The sequence below is a fragment of the Dongia sp. genome (genome assembly GCF_041910485.1).
Taxonomy (GTDB): Bacteria; Pseudomonadota; Alphaproteobacteria; order Dongiales; family Dongiaceae; genus Dongia.
In genome coordinates this window covers 214,326-229,839 of the sequence record NZ_JAYRQR010000035.1, presented here as the reverse complement: position 1 = coordinate 229,839, position 15,514 = coordinate 214,326, and the positions used below count along the sequence as shown (strand labels likewise).

17 protein-coding genes and 2 tRNA genes are annotated in these 15,514 nt (G+C 61.5%); all 19 read left to right on the top strand.

The features are described 5' to 3' along the window. Window positions 1–44: 44 nt before the first annotated feature. The 19 genes from ACE3PP_RS11925 to cysK all read left to right on the top strand — a co-directional run bounded on the left by ACE3PP_RS11925 (window position 45) and on the right by cysK (window position 15,334). Complete coding sequence (locus tag ACE3PP_RS11925; RefSeq protein WP_374382409.1) at window positions 45–554, top strand: Rrf2 family transcriptional regulator; 510 nt, start codon at window positions 45–47, stop codon at window positions 552–554. Beyond that, window positions 514–1,704, top strand: coding sequence for a cysteine desulfurase family protein (locus ACE3PP_RS11920; protein ID WP_374382406.1), 1,191 nt, complete (start codon window positions 514–516; stop codon window positions 1,702–1,704). The genes ACE3PP_RS11925 and ACE3PP_RS11920 overlap by 41 nt, the downstream gene beginning before the upstream one ends. A gap of 47 nt (window positions 1,705–1,751) precedes the next feature. After that, window positions 1,752–3,005 carry an IscS subfamily cysteine desulfurase gene (locus ACE3PP_RS11915; RefSeq protein WP_374382659.1) on the top strand — a complete coding sequence of 418 codons (1,254 nt, stop codon included), beginning with the start codon at window positions 1,752–1,754 and terminating at the stop codon, window positions 3,003–3,005. A gap of 31 nt (window positions 3,006–3,036) precedes the next feature. Beyond that, the gene (gene iscU, locus ACE3PP_RS11910; RefSeq protein WP_374382656.1) at window positions 3,037–3,438 is read left to right on the top strand and encodes a Fe-S cluster assembly scaffold IscU; all 402 of its coding nucleotides are present in this window, start codon (window positions 3,037–3,039) and stop codon (window positions 3,436–3,438) included. Between the two features lie 77 nt (window positions 3,439–3,515). Further along, window positions 3,516–3,836 carry a HesB/IscA family protein gene (locus ACE3PP_RS11905; RefSeq protein WP_374382653.1) on the top strand — a complete coding sequence of 107 codons (321 nt, stop codon included), beginning with the start codon at window positions 3,516–3,518 and terminating at the stop codon, window positions 3,834–3,836. Between the two features lie 9 nt (window positions 3,837–3,845). Beyond that, on the top strand, window positions 3,846–4,490 hold the full coding sequence (hscB, locus tag ACE3PP_RS11900) for a Fe-S protein assembly co-chaperone HscB (protein ID WP_374382403.1): 645 nt from the start codon (window positions 3,846–3,848) through the stop codon (window positions 4,488–4,490). A 13-nt stretch (window positions 4,491–4,503) separates the two neighbouring features. Continuing rightward, window positions 4,504–6,399 carry a Fe-S protein assembly chaperone HscA gene (gene hscA / locus ACE3PP_RS11895; RefSeq protein ID WP_374382400.1) on the top strand — a complete coding sequence of 632 codons (1,896 nt, stop codon included), beginning with the start codon at window positions 4,504–4,506 and terminating at the stop codon, window positions 6,397–6,399. 48 nt (window positions 6,400–6,447) lie between these two features. Beyond that, the gene (locus ACE3PP_RS11890; protein ID WP_374382397.1) at window positions 6,448–6,780 is read left to right on the top strand and encodes a ferredoxin family 2Fe-2S iron-sulfur cluster binding protein; all 333 of its coding nucleotides are present in this window, start codon (window positions 6,448–6,450) and stop codon (window positions 6,778–6,780) included. A gap of 17 nt (window positions 6,781–6,797) precedes the next feature. Continuing rightward, window positions 6,798–7,004 (top strand): Fe-S cluster assembly protein IscX, encoded by a 207-nt coding sequence (gene iscX / locus ACE3PP_RS11885; RefSeq protein WP_374382394.1) that lies wholly within the window; start codon window positions 6,798–6,800, stop codon window positions 7,002–7,004. 25 nt (window positions 7,005–7,029) lie between these two features. After that, window positions 7,030–8,343, top strand: coding sequence for an alpha/beta fold hydrolase (locus ACE3PP_RS11880; protein WP_374382391.1), 1,314 nt, complete (start codon window positions 7,030–7,032; stop codon window positions 8,341–8,343). A gap of 26 nt (window positions 8,344–8,369) precedes the next feature. Next, entirely contained in the window at window positions 8,370–9,527 is a 1,158-nt protein-coding gene (mnmA, locus tag ACE3PP_RS11875; protein WP_374382388.1) for a tRNA 2-thiouridine(34) synthase MnmA, read from the top strand. Window positions 9,528–9,545: 18 nt separating this feature from the next. Then, window positions 9,546–9,851, top strand: coding sequence for an SCP2 sterol-binding domain-containing protein (locus ACE3PP_RS11870; protein WP_374382385.1), 306 nt, complete (start codon window positions 9,546–9,548; stop codon window positions 9,849–9,851). 121 nt (window positions 9,852–9,972) lie between these two features. After that, window positions 9,973–10,047 (top strand) — tRNA-Met (locus ACE3PP_RS11865). 176 nt (window positions 10,048–10,223) lie between these two features. Next, on the top strand, window positions 10,224–11,066 hold the full coding sequence (locus ACE3PP_RS11860) for a hypothetical protein (RefSeq protein WP_374382382.1): 843 nt from the start codon (window positions 10,224–10,226) through the stop codon (window positions 11,064–11,066). A gap of 476 nt (window positions 11,067–11,542) precedes the next feature. Continuing rightward, window positions 11,543–12,094: a hypothetical protein gene (locus ACE3PP_RS11855; RefSeq protein ID WP_374382378.1), complete on the top strand. Its 552-nt coding sequence runs from the start codon at window positions 11,543–11,545 to the stop codon at window positions 12,092–12,094. A 56-nt stretch (window positions 12,095–12,150) separates the two neighbouring features. Further along, window positions 12,151–12,268 (top strand) — tRNA-OTHER (locus ACE3PP_RS11850). Between the two features lie 214 nt (window positions 12,269–12,482). After that, window positions 12,483–13,364, top strand: coding sequence for an alpha/beta fold hydrolase (locus ACE3PP_RS11845; protein WP_374382375.1), 882 nt, complete (start codon window positions 12,483–12,485; stop codon window positions 13,362–13,364). Between the two features lie 11 nt (window positions 13,365–13,375). Then, window positions 13,376–13,807, top strand: a complete 432-nt coding sequence (locus tag ACE3PP_RS11840; RefSeq protein WP_374382372.1) for a GFA family protein — start codon at window positions 13,376–13,378, stop codon at window positions 13,805–13,807. A 27-nt stretch (window positions 13,808–13,834) separates the two neighbouring features. Next, window positions 13,835–15,334 carry a cysteine synthase A gene (cysK, locus tag ACE3PP_RS11835; protein ID WP_374382369.1) on the top strand — a complete coding sequence of 500 codons (1,500 nt, stop codon included), beginning with the start codon at window positions 13,835–13,837 and terminating at the stop codon, window positions 15,332–15,334. Window positions 15,335–15,514: the final 180 nt, after the last annotated feature.

The window sequence follows — 15,514 nt, the reverse complement described above, 5'->3', positions numbered from 1 at the left end:
GGTCGAAGCGCAAGCCATCGCCAGCTAGCATTAGGAGACCTGTCATGAGATTGAGCACCAAGGGCCGCTACGCCGTGATGGCGCTCGTAGATCTGGCGACCAACAGCCAGGGCCGGCCCGTGTCGCTGGCCGATATTTCGAGCCGCCAGGAGATTTCGCTGTCCTATCTCGAGCAGCTTTTCGCCAAGCTGCGCCGGGCTGGATTGGTGAAGTCGGTCCGCGGACCGGGCGGCGGCTATCTGCTGGCGCGGCCCGCCGACGATACGCGCATCGCCGATGCGATCCTTGCGGTCGACGAGCCCATTCGCGCCACGCGCTGCAAGCCGAACACGGCAACCGGTTGCCATTCCGACAAGTCGCGCTGCCTGACGCATGATCTGTGGGAAGAGCTGTCGCGGCAGATCCATCTGTTCCTGAGCTCGGTCTCGCTCGCCGACGTGGTCGAGCGGCGCATCCTGGGCATCGCGCACAAGATGGACGGTGCCACCGCAGCTGTGGCGGCGCCCAACGGCAATGGCGCGGCGCTGGCCGACGCAGCTGCAGCGGCCGAGTAAGTTCGCCATGCCGAGCGGCGTCTACATGGACTGGAACGCGACGTCACCGCTGCGCCCTTCGGCGCTGGCGGCGATGTCCAGCGTTCTGCAGGAGGTCGGCAATCCGTCCTCCGTCCATGCTTTTGGACGTCGCGCCAGGGCCTGGGTCGATCATGCGCGCGAAGCGGTGGCAAGGTTGGTTGCCGGCCGCGCGCCGCTGGTGACGTTCACCTCCGGCGGGACAGAGGCCAACAATCTGGCGCTCCATGCGAGGCAAGGCCGGCCCCTGGTGGTGAGTGCCATCGAACATGAATCGGTGCTGCGCCCGGCGCGGTTGGCCGGTGCCCAGGTGGCGCGGGTCGGTCGCAATGGCGAAGTGGACGTGGCCCACTTGGCGTTCCTCTTGGACAAGGCCGAGCGTCCGGCTTTCGTTTCCGTGATGCTGGCCAATAACGAGACCGGCGTCATCCAGCCGGTGGCGGAGATCGCGCGCGTCGCCAAGGCGAAGGGCGCGCTTGTCCATTGCGATGCGGTGCAGGCCGCCGGTCGCATCGGAATCGCTATCGAAGAGCTTGGCGTCGATTACCTGACCATCTCCGCGCACAAGATCGGCGGACCGCAGGGGGCTGGCGCCCTTGTCCTTGGCGCCGACTTGCCGGTCGAGCCCTTCGTCCAGGGTGGCGGGCAGGAGCGCAATCGGCGCGGCGGTACGGAGAACGTGGCGGCGATCGCCGGCTTCGGTGCGGCGGCGGATGAAGCTGCGCGCCTCGATGACGCGAACCGAATTGCGGGGCTCCGCGATGCCTTGGAAGAAAAGCTGGCGGCGTTCGGCCTGCCACTGACCATTTTCGGCCGCGGCGCGAAGCGCTTGCCCAATACCAGCTGCTTTGCCAGCGGCACGAAGACGGCGGAGACGCTGGTGATGGCGATAGACCTTGCCGGCATCGCCGTTTCGGCCGGGTCCGCCTGTTCGTCGGGCAAGGTGCGGCCGAGCCATGTCATTTCGGCGATGGGCTTCGATGCGGCGACGGCCGGCTCGGCCATTCGCGTGAGCCTCGGCTGGCAGAACAGCCAGCAGGATGTAGATCAGTTTATTGCCGCCTGGGGGCGCGTGCAGCGCGCGGGGGCGGTGCGTAATGATGTGGCCGACGCGCGCATGTCGGTCGCATGAGTGAATTGAAAGGTGACGAAGGAATCATGAATATCGCGAACCAGAACATGAAGGCCGCGAACGCGTCGGACAAGCCCGGCGTCAACCTTCCCAAGCTGCCGATCTATCTGGACTACCAGGCGACGACGCCGTGCGATCCGCGCGTGGTCGAGGCGATGCTGCCTTACTTCACCGAGCATTTCGGCAACCCGCATTCGCGCAACCACAAATATGGCTGGGATGCCGAGGCGGCCGTCGAGAAGGCGCGTGCCCAGATCGCCAGCATCATCAAGGCGGACGAGAAGGAAATCATCTTCACCTCGGGCGCCACGGAATCGAACAATCTGGCATTGAAGGGCGTGGCGCACTTCTACAAGGACAAGAAGAACCACATCATCACGACCAACACCGAGCATAAGTGCGTGCTGGATTCATGCCGCCATCTGGAGCTGGAAGGCTTCAAGGTGACCTATCTGCCGGTGCAGCAGAACGGCCTCATCAACCTGGATGAGCTGAAGGCCGCAATCACGCCGCAGACGGTCATCGTCTCGATCATGGCGGTCAACAATGAGATCGGCGTCATCCAGCCGCTGGCCGAGATCGGCAAGATCTGTCGCGCGGCCGGTGTCTTCTTCCACACCGATGCCGCGCAGGCGGTTGGCAAGATTCCGCTCGATGTCGATGCGATGAACATCGATCTGCTGTCGATCTCGGGTCACAAGATCTATGGGCCGAAGGGCATCGGTGCGCTTTACGTCCGCCGCAAGCCGCGTGTGCGCCTTGAGGCGCTGATCCACGGCGGCGGCCAGGAGCGTGGGTTCCGCTCCGGCACCCTGCCGACGCCGCTTTGCGTGGGGCTGGGCGAAGCCTGCGCCATTGCCGAGAAGGAGATGGGCGCCGAGGCCGAGCGTCTGAAGAAGCTGCAGCAGCGCTTCCTCAAAGGGATCAACGATAAACTGCCGGAAGTCTATCTCAACGGCGATGCCGAGCACCGCATCCCGGGCAATCTCAACCTGTCCTTCGCCCATGTCGAAGGTGAGGGGCTGATGATGGGGATCAAGGATCTGTGCGTCTCGTCGGGTTCGGCCTGCACCTCGGCCTCGCTGGAGCCGTCCTACGTGCTGCGCGCACTCGGCGTCGAGATCGAGATGGCGCATACGTCGCTCCGGATCGGCATCGGCCGCTTCACGACGGAGCAGGAAGTGGATTACGCCGTCGAACATCTCGTTCAGGCGGTGCAGCGGTTGCGCGAGATGAGCCCGCTTTGGGAAATGGCGCAACAGGGTATCGATATCAAATCGATCGAGTGGGCCGAGCACTGAGCCCGCCTACTGGAAGAGTTCAAAGGAGCACATCATGTATAGCGATAAGGTCGTCGATCACTACGAGAACCCCCGCAATGTCGGCGGTTTCGCGAAGGAAGAAGCGGGCATCGGCACGGGCCTCGTGGGCGCGCCGGCTTGCGGCGACGTCATGAAGCTGCAGATCAAGGTCGGTGCCGACGGTCGCATTGAAGACGCGAAATTCAAGACCTTCGGCTGCGGGTCGGCCATCGCCTCATCCTCGCTTGCCACCGAATGGGTGAAGGGCAAGACGCTCGATGAAGCCGCGAGCATCAAGAATACCGAGATCGCCCAGTTCCTGGCCCTGCCACCGGTGAAGATCCATTGCTCGGTCCTCGCCGAGGATGCGATCAAGGCGGCGATCAAGGATTACCGCGAGAAGACCGGCACGGCGGAGAAGGCCGCAGAATGACCGAGGCAAGCACAGCTACGCCGGCCACTGCCACGGCCGCACCGGCTGCAAAGCCGCGACGTCCGAAACCGGCGGCGATGACCGTGACGCCGGCCGCCGTCGAACGCGTGCGCGAATTGCTGTCGAAGCGCGGCAAGCCGTCGGTCGGTATCCGCATCGGCGTGCGTTCGAAGGGCTGCTCGGGCCTTTCCTACACGATCGAATATGCCGATGAGCGTGGGCCTGGTGACGAGGCGCTGGAGCAGGACGGTGTCACCGTGCTGATCGACCCGAAGGCGTCGCTCTTCATCTTCGGCACCGAGATGGATTATGTGGAGGAAAAGCTGCAATCCGGCTTCGTCTTCCGCAATCCGAATGAAAAGGGACGCTGCGGCTGCGGCGAATCCTTCCACGTCTGAGCGAGTGTCATGTCCGTGGTCCAGAACATCGGTGGGGCCGGAGCGGCCGGGGGCACCGAATTCGTTTCCTGTTGGTCCTGCAAGGGACCGGTCGCAAGCCGTGCCCTTTTCTGCCACACCTGCGGCGCGATCCAGGGGCCGGGGCAGACGGATCATTTCACGCGCCTAGGTCTGGAGCGCAGCTACGATATCGATGACGACCGGCTGGAGAAGCAGTATCTCGGCTACCAGCGCGTCCTCCATCCCGACCGCTTCGCCGCGAAGAGCGCCAAGGAGCGGGCTCTGGCCGAGGCGCAATCTGTTGCCCTCAATGAAGCTTATGAGACGCTCGAGGATCCGCTGAAGCGGGCCACCTATTTGCTGCGCCTCAAAGGCGTCATCTCGGAAGCGGCAGCCGACAAGACGGTCAACGATCCGGCGCTTCTCATGGAAGCGATGGAGAAGCGCGAGGCGCTCGCCGAGGCAGAAAGCGCCGACGCCATCGAGAAGCTGACGGTTGCCGCGGCGGGCGATGCCATCCAATTGCTGAGCGATATCTCGAAGGCGTTCGCCGCCGACGATCTCGACGCCGCCAATCGCGCGACGCTGCGCCTCAAATATCTGCGCAAATTCCTGGAAGAGGCGCGCCTGCGCCGTTCCGCGCTGGAAGATTAATGGTGAATTTCTGATGTTGCTGCAGATCCACGAGCCCGGGGAGACGCCGGAACCGCACGCCCTGGAACGCAAGCAGGCGATCGGGATCGATCTCGGCACCACCAATTCGGTCGTCGCCATGGTGACGGGCGAGCATCCGGAGGTACTGCGCGATGCGAGCGGTGACGGGCTGGTGCCGTCCGTCGTGTCCTATGCCTATGACGAACCGGTGGTAGGGCGGCAGGCGATTGCCGACCTTGCGCAATTTCCGGACTTCGTCATCTCGTCGATCAAGCGCCTGATGGGGCGGGGTCCGGAGGATGTGAAGAGCCTCGCGGGTGCACTCCCCTACGAGATCGTGCCCAACGAAGAGGGCAAGAGCGGCGGGATGGTGCGCCTGAAGGTCGGCGATCAGATCCTGTCGCCGGTCGAGATTTCGGCTGACATCCTCAAAGCCTTGAAGGTGCGCGCGGAAGCAAGCCTCGGCCACAAAATTGAAAAGGCCGTCATCACCGTTCCCGCTTATTTCGACGATGCCGCTCGCACGGCGACGAAGGATGCGGCGCGTCTGGCTGGCCTCGAGGTGCTGCGCCTCGTCAATGAACCAACGGCGGCCGCCCTTGCCTATGGGCTCGACAGCGCTGCCGAAGGTATCTACGCCGTTTACGATCTGGGTGGCGGCACGTTCGATATTTCGCTGCTGAAGCTGCAGAAGGGCGTCTTCCAGGTGCTTGCGACCGGCGGTGACGCGCAGTTGGGCGGCGACGATTTCGATCATGCGCTGGCCAGCTGGGCCATGCGCCGCACTGGTATCGATGGCCTGACCAGTGGCGAGGCGAAGGTCCTGCTGCAGGCGGCACGCGCGGCCAAGGAACGCCTGACGACCGCCTCGGGCGCTGAACTCAAAGCCAAAGTCGCCGGCCATGATGTGCGCCAGTCGATCGATCGCGGCACATTCGAAGTGCTGATCGAGCCGCTGATCGGCCGCACCTTGCGCGCCTGCCGGCAGGTGCTGGCCGACGCCAAGCTCAATGTCGAGGATGTGAAGGGCGTTGTGCTGGTGGGCGGTTCAACCCGCGTGCCGCTGGTCCGCGCCATCGTCGCCGACTTCTTCAAGCAGCAGCCCCTGGCCGATATCGACCCGGATGAGGTCGTGGCCGTGGGTGCGGCGCTGCAGGCCAAGGCCTTGACGCAAGGGTCGGACACGCTGCTGCTCGACGTCATTCCGCTGTCGCTCGGGATCGAGACGATGGGCGGCATCGTCGAGAAGGTGATCGACCGCAACACGGCCATCCCAGTCACCAAGGCGCAGGATTTCACGACCTATCAGGACGGCCAGACCGGCATGCTGATCCATATCGTGCAGGGTGAGCGCGAGACGGTGGATGCCTGCCGCTCATTGGGCCGGTTCGAGCTTCGGGGCATTCCGCCTATGGTAGCGGGTGCGGCGCGCATCCGCGTCACCTTCGCGGTCGATGCGGACGGGCTTCTGACCGTGGGTGCCGAGGAAAAGACGACGGGGGTCAAGGCCGAGATCGCGGTGAAGCCGAGCTATGGTCTGACCGACGACGAGATGGCCGACATGCTGCGCGACAGTTTGACCTATGCCCGCGAGGACATGGAAAAGCGCCTGCTGCTCGAATCCCGGGTCGAGGCGGAGCGGGTGCTCCTGGCCCTCAATGCCGCGCTCAAGGCCGATGGCGGCCTGCTCAGCCCAGAGGAACGGAGCGGGATCGACCAGGTGGCCGGCCAGGTGACCACGGCCATCGCCGGGGAGGATCGCGACCGGATTCACCATGCCATGGAGGCGCTCGACCGGGCGACCCATGCCTTCGCCCAGCGGCGCATGGACCGGGCCATCCAGGCGGCCCTCAAGGGTCAACGGCTTGACGAGGTCGAAGCCGGTATGGCACCTGACGGCTCAAATTGACGGATTTTGGGCCCGGAAGACCGGGTTCCTGTTGGAGATAAAGAAAAAATGGCAAAAATGACGTTTGTTAAGCAGGACGGAACCCGGGTCGAATGCGAGGCCCCGATGGGTCTTTCGGTCCTGGAGATCGCCCACCGCAACAATATCGACCTGGAAGGTGCCTGCGAAGGTTCGCTTGCCTGCTCGACCTGCCACGTGATCATCGATCCGGAATGGTATGACGTGCTGAAGGAAGCCAGCGAAGACGAGGAAGACATGCTCGATCTCGCCTTCGGCCTGACGCACACCTCGCGCCTCGGTTGCCAGATCAAGATGACGGAAGAGCTCGACGGCCTGGTCGTCAGCCTGCCGTCGGCGACGCGCAACATGCAGGTCGGCTGAACGGGGGCCGGCTTATCATGGCGAAGAAGCTGCGCTGGACGGACGTGCACGATATCGCCATCGAGCTTGAGGATCTGCACCCGGATGTCGACGTGGTCAATTTGCGCTTCACCGACCTGTGGAAGTGGGTGCAGGAGATCCCCGATTTCGAGGACGACCCCAACAAGAGCAATGAGAAGATCCTCGAGGCCATCCAGATGGCGTGGCTCGAGGAACGCGACTGACGCATTGCACTGAGGCCGGCGCGACATGAGCAGCACCAACGGCCTCGTCCGACTTTTCGCCAAACCCTGGTTTGATCCGCTCTGCCATTGGGGCATGAGCTGGCTGCTGCCGGCGGCGCGCTGCTGGGCGGCGGCTGGGTCGGGAGATGTCGAGCGTTTCCAGAGCGACTTGAAGCTTCATGCCGTGCCGGGGGCGATCGCGGCGCGCGTGCGTCAGACGGGTGACCTTGGGCGCCTCGCTGCCGAGGCTCAGGCGCGCTGGGTGGCAGCGGCCTTCGGGCACGGGCGGAATCTTCTCGACGCCGAGCGGCTGCGCCGCGACACGGCGCACAATTATCTCGGCCATCGCATGAACTATATCTGGTTCGCGCGGCGGGCGCGGGTTCCGGCCGTGCAAGTGGATATGCTACCACCCAGCGCAATCGAGACCTTGACCGGCGGGCAATCTCCGGACGCATTTTTTGCGCTTCCCAACGACCTTCCGACGATCGAGAAGAGCCACATCATCGAACATGAGGATGTGCGGGAATATTGGCTGCGCTTCCCGTCGCCGGACGATGCATCCGATACATGCTGGGTCCATGTCTATGAGGGAAAGCAGGCCAATGTGCCGAGCCTCATTTACGGTCACGGGCTCGCCATGGAAATGGAGATGATGCGCGGCGACTTGCGGGGCTTCCGGTCGATCGCTGCCAGCGGCTGCCGCATCCTGTTGCCCGACGCGCCGGGGCACAATCGACGGGTGGCTGCCGGCCTTTATGGCGGCGAGAGCTTCCTGCGCCAGCCACCGCTTTCAGGGTTGCTGCACTTCCGGCAGGCGGCGCGGGAACTTGGTGCCATCATTCATTGGTGCCGCGACAATGGCAGCCGCCAAGTGGGCCTGAGCGGGATCAGTCTCGGCGCGCTGACGGCGCAGGTTACGGCGGAACGGATGGGTACCTGGCCGGCGGCATTGCGGCCGGATCTCCTGCTGCTGCTGACCACCACGGACAAGGTGAGTTCGCTGACGTTCAACTCGTCCCTCGCGGCCATTATGAAGCTCGATGAAGCGGCGAAGCTTGCCGGCTGGAACGAGAACGAGGTTACAACCCTCGGCCGCTATACCGATTGCGGTGCGTCGCCGCCCATTGATCCGGCGCGGATCGTGCTGCTGATCGGTACCAGGGACGATGTGACGCCCTATGACGGTGGCCGCCGGATGGCCGAGAACTGGCGGATTCCGGCGGAAAACCTGTTCGTGCGGGAGCAGGGCCATTTCTCGGCCGCCATAGGATTGGAGGCCGATCCCGCCCCCTTTGTGCGCGCACTGGCCCTGCTTAAGGGGCATTTGGGCGCCTGACGCCCAAGATGGTATAAGCTCGACCCATGAACTCGCCCCTAAACACCCTGGGTTTCCCGAAGGCACCCGCCGATACCCGCGTCATCGTCGCCATGTCCGGCGGCGTGGATAGTTCCGTCGTGGCGGCGCTCCTGAAGGAGCAGGGCTATGATGTGGTCGGCGTGACGCTGCAACTCTACGATCACGGTGTCGCGCTGGCGCGCAAAGGTGCCTGCTGCGCGGGGCAGGACATCTATGACGCGCGGATGGTCGCTGAGCGGTTGGATTTTCCGCACTACGTCCTCGATTACGAGAGCAAGTTCTCCGATGCGGTGATGCAAGAGTTTGCGGACTCATACCTCAAAGGCGAAACGCCGATCCCCTGCGTGCGCTGCAATCAGCGGGTGAAGTTCCGCGACCTGCTGGAGCAGGCCCGCGATCTTGGCGGCGATTGCCTGGCGACCGGCCACTATGTGCGCCGTGTCGAAACACCCAAGGGCGCCGAACTCCATCGCGGCAGCGATCCGACGCGGGACCAGAGCTATTTCCTGTTCGCGACGACGCAAGGACAGCTGGATTATCTGCGTTTTCCGTTGGGCGACATGCCGAAGACGGAGACGCGGGCGCTCGCTGCGCGCTTCGGCCTTGAAGTCGCCAACAAGCCGGATAGCCAGGATATTTGTTTTGTCCCCAACGGCGATTATGTGAGCGTCGTCGAGCGTTTGCGTCCCGGCGCCATCGATCCCGGCGAAATCGTCCATGTCGATGGGCGCGTCATGGGACAACACCAAGGCATCGTCCAATACACGATCGGCCAGCGCCGCGGCATCGGCGTCAACGAAAAGGGCACCAACAACGAACCGCTTTATGTCGTGCGCATCGACGCGGCGGCGAAGCGTGTCATCGTCGGGCCGAAGGCTGCACTGGCGCGCGATGTCGTCACCTTGCGCGAGATGAACTGGCTGGGCCGCGATGGCGAGCCGACACGGGATGTCGCCGTCACCGTCAAGCTGCGCTCGATGACCGAGGCGGCGCCGGCACGCCTCTCGATTGGTGCGGGCGGTGCGGCCGAGATCGTGCTCGATGCGCCGCAATTCGGTATCTCGCCCGGTCAGGCGGCCGTCGCCTATCAGGGCGACCGGCTGATCGGCGGCGGGTGGATTGCGGCGACGGCCAAGCTCGGGCAGGATATTGCTGCGGAGTGAAGCAGCAGGGAGCGCCCCATGAGCGTCGAAGAACTGGTCGAAGAGATGCGCCGCCGGGCCGAAAAGAACCTGAAGCTGGGCTATAAAGTGAAATTCCTGCTGGGCGATGACGGCATCATCTGGTGGGACGGAACCGAGCATCCCCCGGTGATCGAGGAAGGGGATAAGGGTGAGGCCAATACGACCATCACCATCACCCCGGAAAACCTCGAAAAGCTGATGGCCGGCAAGCTCGACCCGACGCTGGGCTACATGACTGGCAAGCTGAAGGTCGAAGGCAGCATGGGGGTAGCCCTAAAACTCACCTCCATGTTCTCGGATTGAGGCGAATCCGGCCGTCTTTCCAAGGGCTTGCGTAATCCTTGACAGTGGGGGCGGCACCCCTATATACGCTTCCCCGACCGGCCGGGCCGCCTAGTCAATCTCCGGCCCCGGTACAGAGTGTGGCACCGTAGCTCAGCGGTAGAGCAGGGGAATCATAATCCCTTGGTCGGCGGTTCAAATCCGTCCGGTGCTACCATTTCTCCCGCCTTACACAATCGATCCACTGCGGCACTTTGCGGGCGTAGCCGGAAGGCATATTCTTGCGGCCTGGGGCTACGTGCAATTTGGAATGATATCTGCAAACGAACGTCGTTCGCTTGGTGGTCGCGCCGAAGCGGGCGAAAGGGCTGACACATCACAAGGGCAGGCTCGATGAGCAAAAACGTGAATAGGACGATATGGAACATCAGGGCAGTGGTGGCGAGCCTGATCGCTCTATTCGCCGGAGATCTAACACGCGTGCCCGCCGCACTAGCATTAGATGAGGCCGCAATTCGGGAATACGTCACAAGTGCCACTACGCGTGACCAGGGTCTTTCGATCATTCAAGACCCGGATGCTACAGCACGATTTGTACGCCTGGAAGAGATTGACCTCAATGTAATTACAATCGTTGAGGGGAAACCAAGCCCGGACGTTGTGAGCGACGACCTACGACTCTTCAGTAGCATTGTGCAAACTGTTGGAAAGAAAGCTTCTCAATGCGAGGTAAATGTTGAGGCAGTTGGGAACAGATTGCCGAAATGTGCGCAGAGGCGCGCCGACATAGTTTTTGCTTACCTTGCTTCTCCGGAGTCTCCTGCGATCATCAACGACGTCATTGAACGGCTGCACTTTAGGGATGAGCGCACGGTCGTCGCGCTACGGGGCTATGTGAAAAATTCTTTAGAAAACATTGAGCGAGGCTACTGCCTCGGGGGTGTCTCCAAGAATGGCAATGAAATTGGAGCAGCATATCTGCTCACTGATCAGCAATCGTTTGAACAACATACACGATGCACGGCCTTCTTCAGCTATTCGGCGTTGGGCGTAACACCCGTGGAGCTAAAGAGTCTGTTTCAAGGGAGAGCGGATGACATCTTGAACGCACTTGAATTAGGGCCGAATGCGCGTACGGCGCTGCGATTTCTATATAGCGATGGTGTTAACTCCGGGATGGCATGGAAGACCTACTTGAAGGTGCTTGATGATTGGCTGAGGGCCCAGAAACAGTAGCTGCTTGATGACCTCACCTAGGTATGTCGTACCCAGCGGGAATAGTGTGATCGATAGGCCAATCGATCAATAAATGCATGAAGATGCCCGTCGGATGGGGGTTAGGGCGTTGTTTGAAACGGCATCTGCGGGTGACTGGAGTCCGCGCTGCATCATTCCTCTCAACGACACACCGATAATCGATATTTGGTCGATGTATTTGATCAGGTGCGGGACGTCGCCGAGCTTTTGGGATAATGTCCCCCGCCTGTCTCCCGTGCCATTCATCCCATTGATTACTCTAAATATACTACGGCAATCATAATCCCTTGGTCGGCGGTTCAAATCCGTCCGGTGCTACCATTCTCACCTTCCTCACACGATCAATACGCCGCCGCACTTAACGGCTGTGGAAATGCGCGCATATACTGTCGCACCTGATGATCCGGTGAGTTCCCGAGCACGGTACCCATCCAATGACTCCTTTGAATTCCGACATGGCGGCCATGTTTGGGTGCGAGTGGACTGAGGTCTACGGGGACCATAAACCTGCCGGATGGATGCTTCGACAAGCAGGCTCATTGCCCTGGGTGCGATTTCATTCATTGCCTGAATCGAAGCGCTATCCGGCGAATGGGGAAGAAGAAGAGATCATTCTTTCTCGTGCCGAGACTCTAGGCGATGTGATTTTGGGGGAGGGTGCAGCTTGTTGGCAGGTTGAATGTAGGCTGAAAGAACTTATTCGGCCGCGCACAACCCTTCCTGCTACGGGTGTCATCTCATCGACGTTCGCGGACGACGAAGACCGCGACCTCATTTGGAATGTCTATGTTTCGCAAGTCATATGGCGACGAGAAACGCTCACGCCAATTCTGCTCGCGATAGCACACGATCGAGTGGGGCCGACTTTGTGGATGAGTCGCGAAACGGGGAAAATTTTCGCCCCTTACGATGGCGGCTTTGACCTCTTTCCGGCATCCAGCGATGAGGTCATCCAATTGAAGTCGCACTTTGCAGGGTGGTTGTCCTCGCATCCTGAAGGATTGTGACGCTCCGGAGTGGCTCAAATAGCATAAGCATACGCCAGACCGTTATGAGCCGGCAGGGCACCGTTAAGATGTCCCCGCCATGTCCTCCGCACTGCTTAAGCCTATGATTCTTAGCATTATACGAAGGCAATCATAATCCCTTGGTCGGCGGTTCAAATCCGTCCGGTGCTACCACCTTTCCCACCCGCAGATAGCTTGTTCCAGAGAGTGTGACCCTTGCCGACAGGCGGGATTGTTTCTGCGTTCGTGCTGTTATCGGCCATTTTTCGCATCTCTCTTAATCTCCAAAAATAGGGAGGACTCCCGATGTCTCCCTATACCCGTCCGCCTAATTTGCGCTCAGGACCTCGACTGAATCGAGGGTGTCCAGGATTGGCGGAGAAGCAAGATGGCCAAGATCAGTGCCTTCAGGGCACGTCTTGAAGAATGTGCGGCCGACCCCCGGGCGACTGTCATCGCCTTGCATTGCTCAGGCGCGGGCGGTGCCATGTGGCAGCCGCTGCGCAACGCACTTGGTAGCGACGTACGCTTGTTGTCGCCCGACCTCTATGGCGCGGCCGATGGTCCGGACTGGCCGGGAGACAGCGCCTTCTCGCTCGATGCCGAAGCGGCGCCGATCATTGGGATGATCGACAACAGTCCGCAACCGGTTCATCTCGTCGGTCATTCCTATGGCGGCGCGGTCGCTCTTTACGCAGCGCTGAAGCGCCCCAGCCGGATTGCAAGCCTTGCTCTCTATGAGCCGGCCAATTTCCATCTGCTGAAATCGGCAGACGGAATTGAGTATGGCGAAATCCTCTGGCTGGCACGGGACGTAGATGCCCTGCTTTTGCGTGGTGATCATCGCGGCGCCATGAAGCGGTTCGTCAACTATTGGAACGGTGCCGGTGCGTGGGACCTGATGTCGCCCGATGCGCAACGCGCATTGATGCAATGGGCGCCCAAAGCGGCATTGGACTTCCGCGCCTTGCTGGAAGGGCCGGGCGCGTCTTCCCGCTTCGATTGGCTCGACGTTCCTTGCCACATCGTCTCCGGGGAGCGGTCACCCGACCCGGTTAGAGAAATTGCGCGCATTGTCTGCGACCAGATGCCGAACAGCACAATGTCGGTACTGCCCGGGGCGGGGCATATGGGGCCGATCACGCATGGGGCCGAAGTTGCAGCACGAATGGCGGGCCACATCAGGCGGCATCAGCCTGTCGATCCAATGTCAACAATCCAGGAAGAAAATTCGTCGCCACGTTTTCTTGAAGCATCAATAGCCAAGTGAGGAGTGAGAACATGTCCAAGTCAATCGAAGTGGGAAAGTGCTTTTGCGGAGCGGTCGAGATCGAGGTAACGGGTGAGCCCGCGGCGATGGGTTATTGCCATTGCAGCTCGTGCCGCGAATGGTCGGCATCGCCCGTCAATGCCTTCACTTTGTGGCAGCCGGGATCGGTCAAAGTAACGAAGGGTGCGCAGAATCTCGCCAGCTACAACAAGACGCCCGGCAGCACGCGGAAATTCTGCACCAAATGCGGCGGTCACGTGCTGACCGATCATCCAGGTCTAGGCCTCGTCGACGTATTCGCAGCGATGCTACCCAATCTGGAATTCAAGCCCGGCGTTCACGTCAACTACGGTGAAACCGTCCTGCGCATCAAGGACGGTCTGCCGAAGCTGAAGGATTTTCCGAAGGAATTCGGTGGGTCCGGAGAAGCTGTCGCCGAATAACCGGTGCGTGCCCCTGAGTAAGAGAGCATGGAAATGGGTCGGAAGTACGACAACATCACCCAGACTATCGGTAGAACGCCGGTCGTGAGGCTTTCGCGCCTTGCGCCGGCGGGCGTCGATTTGTTCGTCAAGATCGAGGCCTTCAATCCGATGGGCTCGGTCAAGGATAGGTTCGCCTTGGCCGCGATCGAGGATGCCGAACGTCGGGGCGTGCTGAAGCCTGGGCAGACAGTCATCGAGGCAACCAGCGGCAATACGGGCATCAGCCTGGCGATGGTCTGTGCGCAGCGAGGCTATCCGTTCGTCGCGGTGATGGCGGAGAATTTCAGCGTCGAGCGGCGTAAGCTGATGCGCTTCCTGGGCGCCAAGGTGGTACTGACGCCGGCCGCCGAACGGGGCAGCGGGATGCTGGCGAAGGCGGTGGAACTTGCCAACACGCATGGCTGGTTCCTCACCCGGCAATTCGACAATGAAGCCAATGCCGAGATGCATTCCCGTACCACGGCGCAGGAAATCCTCGCCGATTTCGACGGCGAGAGGCTCGATTTCTGGGTGACGGGCTATGGCACGGGTGGAACATTGAAAGGTGTTGCCCGAACGCTCAAACAGAACCGGCCGGAGACCCGGATCGTTGTGGCGGAACCGGATAATTCGCCTTTGCTGGGCAGCGGCATTCGGACGAAACGCAATGCGGACGGCAACGAGGCGGGAGCCCATCCCGCCTTCCGACCGCATCTCATGCAGGGCTGGACGCCGGACTTCATTTCAAAGCTGGTTGAAGATGCCGTTGACCTCGACCTTGTCGACGAAATTGTCCCGGTGGCGGGCAATGATGCGCTGGCAGCCGCTCAAGATCTGGCCCGGTATGAAGGCATCCTGGCCGGTACGACAGCGGGTGCCACGCTCGCTGGTGCCATCTCGGTTGCAAAGCGAGCACCGAAGGGCAGCCGCATCTTGTGCATGTTGCCGGATACTGGCGAGCGCTATCTTAGCACGCCACTCTTTGCCGATATTCCAGTCGACATGACGGAAGAAGAACGCGCCATCTCGCGCTCCACTCCATTTGCTCGTTTTGACGCGCCAGCCGGCACCCCGGTGAAGCCGGCACCCGCTGCCGAGCAGCCTACTGTCGCACCGGAAGCAACTGCCTTCGTCAGAGAGGCCGTCAGCGACACCGGGACACCAGTCGTTATGTTCGCTTTGGAATGGTGCGAATTCTGCTGGTCGGTACGGAAAATGTTCAAACATCATGGCATCCCTTACCGCTCGATCGACCTCGATTCCGTCGCCTATCAAAAGGATGATTGGGGCGGGAAGATACGTGCGGCACTCGGTGCCGAGACGGGGATGCGGACCATTCCGCAGATTTTCATTGCCGGGCAGCATGTCGGCGGGTGCACCGATCTTTTCGACGGATGGAAGGAAGGCGACCTGCAGCAACGTATGGAGGCGGCCGGCGTGGCTTTCCGCCGCGACACGGTCGACCCCTACACCTTCTTGCCGGGCTGGCTGCACGCGCGCAGCTGATACGGCCAGCTTCTTCATTCGGGGTACCCCAGCTGCTTTGCACGGCGGCTGGGGTAGGTTCGTCTTGAAAACGGCGCCGTGACGCCATAGAACCTTCCTGGCCTTGGGGTGCGACCCTTGGGTTGGCGGCTGGCAGCCGCCTTTTTGCGAGTTTCATTCCGCCCTGATATCCCCCAGAGT

Coding starts and splice junctions, on each gene's coding strand:
- ACE3PP_RS11925 (WP_374382409.1), top strand. CDS start 45: ATGAGATTGAGCACCAAGGGCCGCTACGCCGTGATGGCGCTCGTAGAT.
- ACE3PP_RS11920 (WP_374382406.1), top strand. CDS start 514: ATGGCGCGGCGCTGGCCGACGCAGCTGCAGCGGCCGAGTAAGTTCGCC.
- ACE3PP_RS11915 (WP_374382659.1), top strand. CDS start 1,752: ATGAAGGCCGCGAACGCGTCGGACAAGCCCGGCGTCAACCTTCCCAAG.
- ACE3PP_RS11905 (WP_374382653.1), top strand. CDS start 3,516: ATGACCGTGACGCCGGCCGCCGTCGAACGCGTGCGCGAATTGCTGTCG.
- hscB (WP_374382403.1), top strand. CDS start 3,846: ATGTCCGTGGTCCAGAACATCGGTGGGGCCGGAGCGGCCGGGGGCACC.
- hscA (WP_374382400.1), top strand. CDS start 4,504: ATGTTGCTGCAGATCCACGAGCCCGGGGAGACGCCGGAACCGCACGCC.
- ACE3PP_RS11890 (WP_374382397.1), top strand. CDS start 6,448: ATGGCAAAAATGACGTTTGTTAAGCAGGACGGAACCCGGGTCGAATGC.
- iscX (WP_374382394.1), top strand. CDS start 6,798: ATGGCGAAGAAGCTGCGCTGGACGGACGTGCACGATATCGCCATCGAG.
- ACE3PP_RS11880 (WP_374382391.1), top strand. CDS start 7,030: ATGAGCAGCACCAACGGCCTCGTCCGACTTTTCGCCAAACCCTGGTTT.
- mnmA (WP_374382388.1), top strand. CDS start 8,370: ATGAACTCGCCCCTAAACACCCTGGGTTTCCCGAAGGCACCCGCCGAT.
- ACE3PP_RS11870 (WP_374382385.1), top strand. CDS start 9,546: ATGAGCGTCGAAGAACTGGTCGAAGAGATGCGCCGCCGGGCCGAAAAG.
- ACE3PP_RS11860 (WP_374382382.1), top strand. CDS start 10,224: ATGAGCAAAAACGTGAATAGGACGATATGGAACATCAGGGCAGTGGTG.
- ACE3PP_RS11855 (WP_374382378.1), top strand. CDS start 11,543: ATGGCGGCCATGTTTGGGTGCGAGTGGACTGAGGTCTACGGGGACCAT.
- ACE3PP_RS11845 (WP_374382375.1), top strand. CDS start 12,483: ATGGCCAAGATCAGTGCCTTCAGGGCACGTCTTGAAGAATGTGCGGCC.
- ACE3PP_RS11840 (WP_374382372.1), top strand. CDS start 13,376: ATGTCCAAGTCAATCGAAGTGGGAAAGTGCTTTTGCGGAGCGGTCGAG.
- cysK (WP_374382369.1), top strand. CDS start 13,835: ATGGAAATGGGTCGGAAGTACGACAACATCACCCAGACTATCGGTAGA.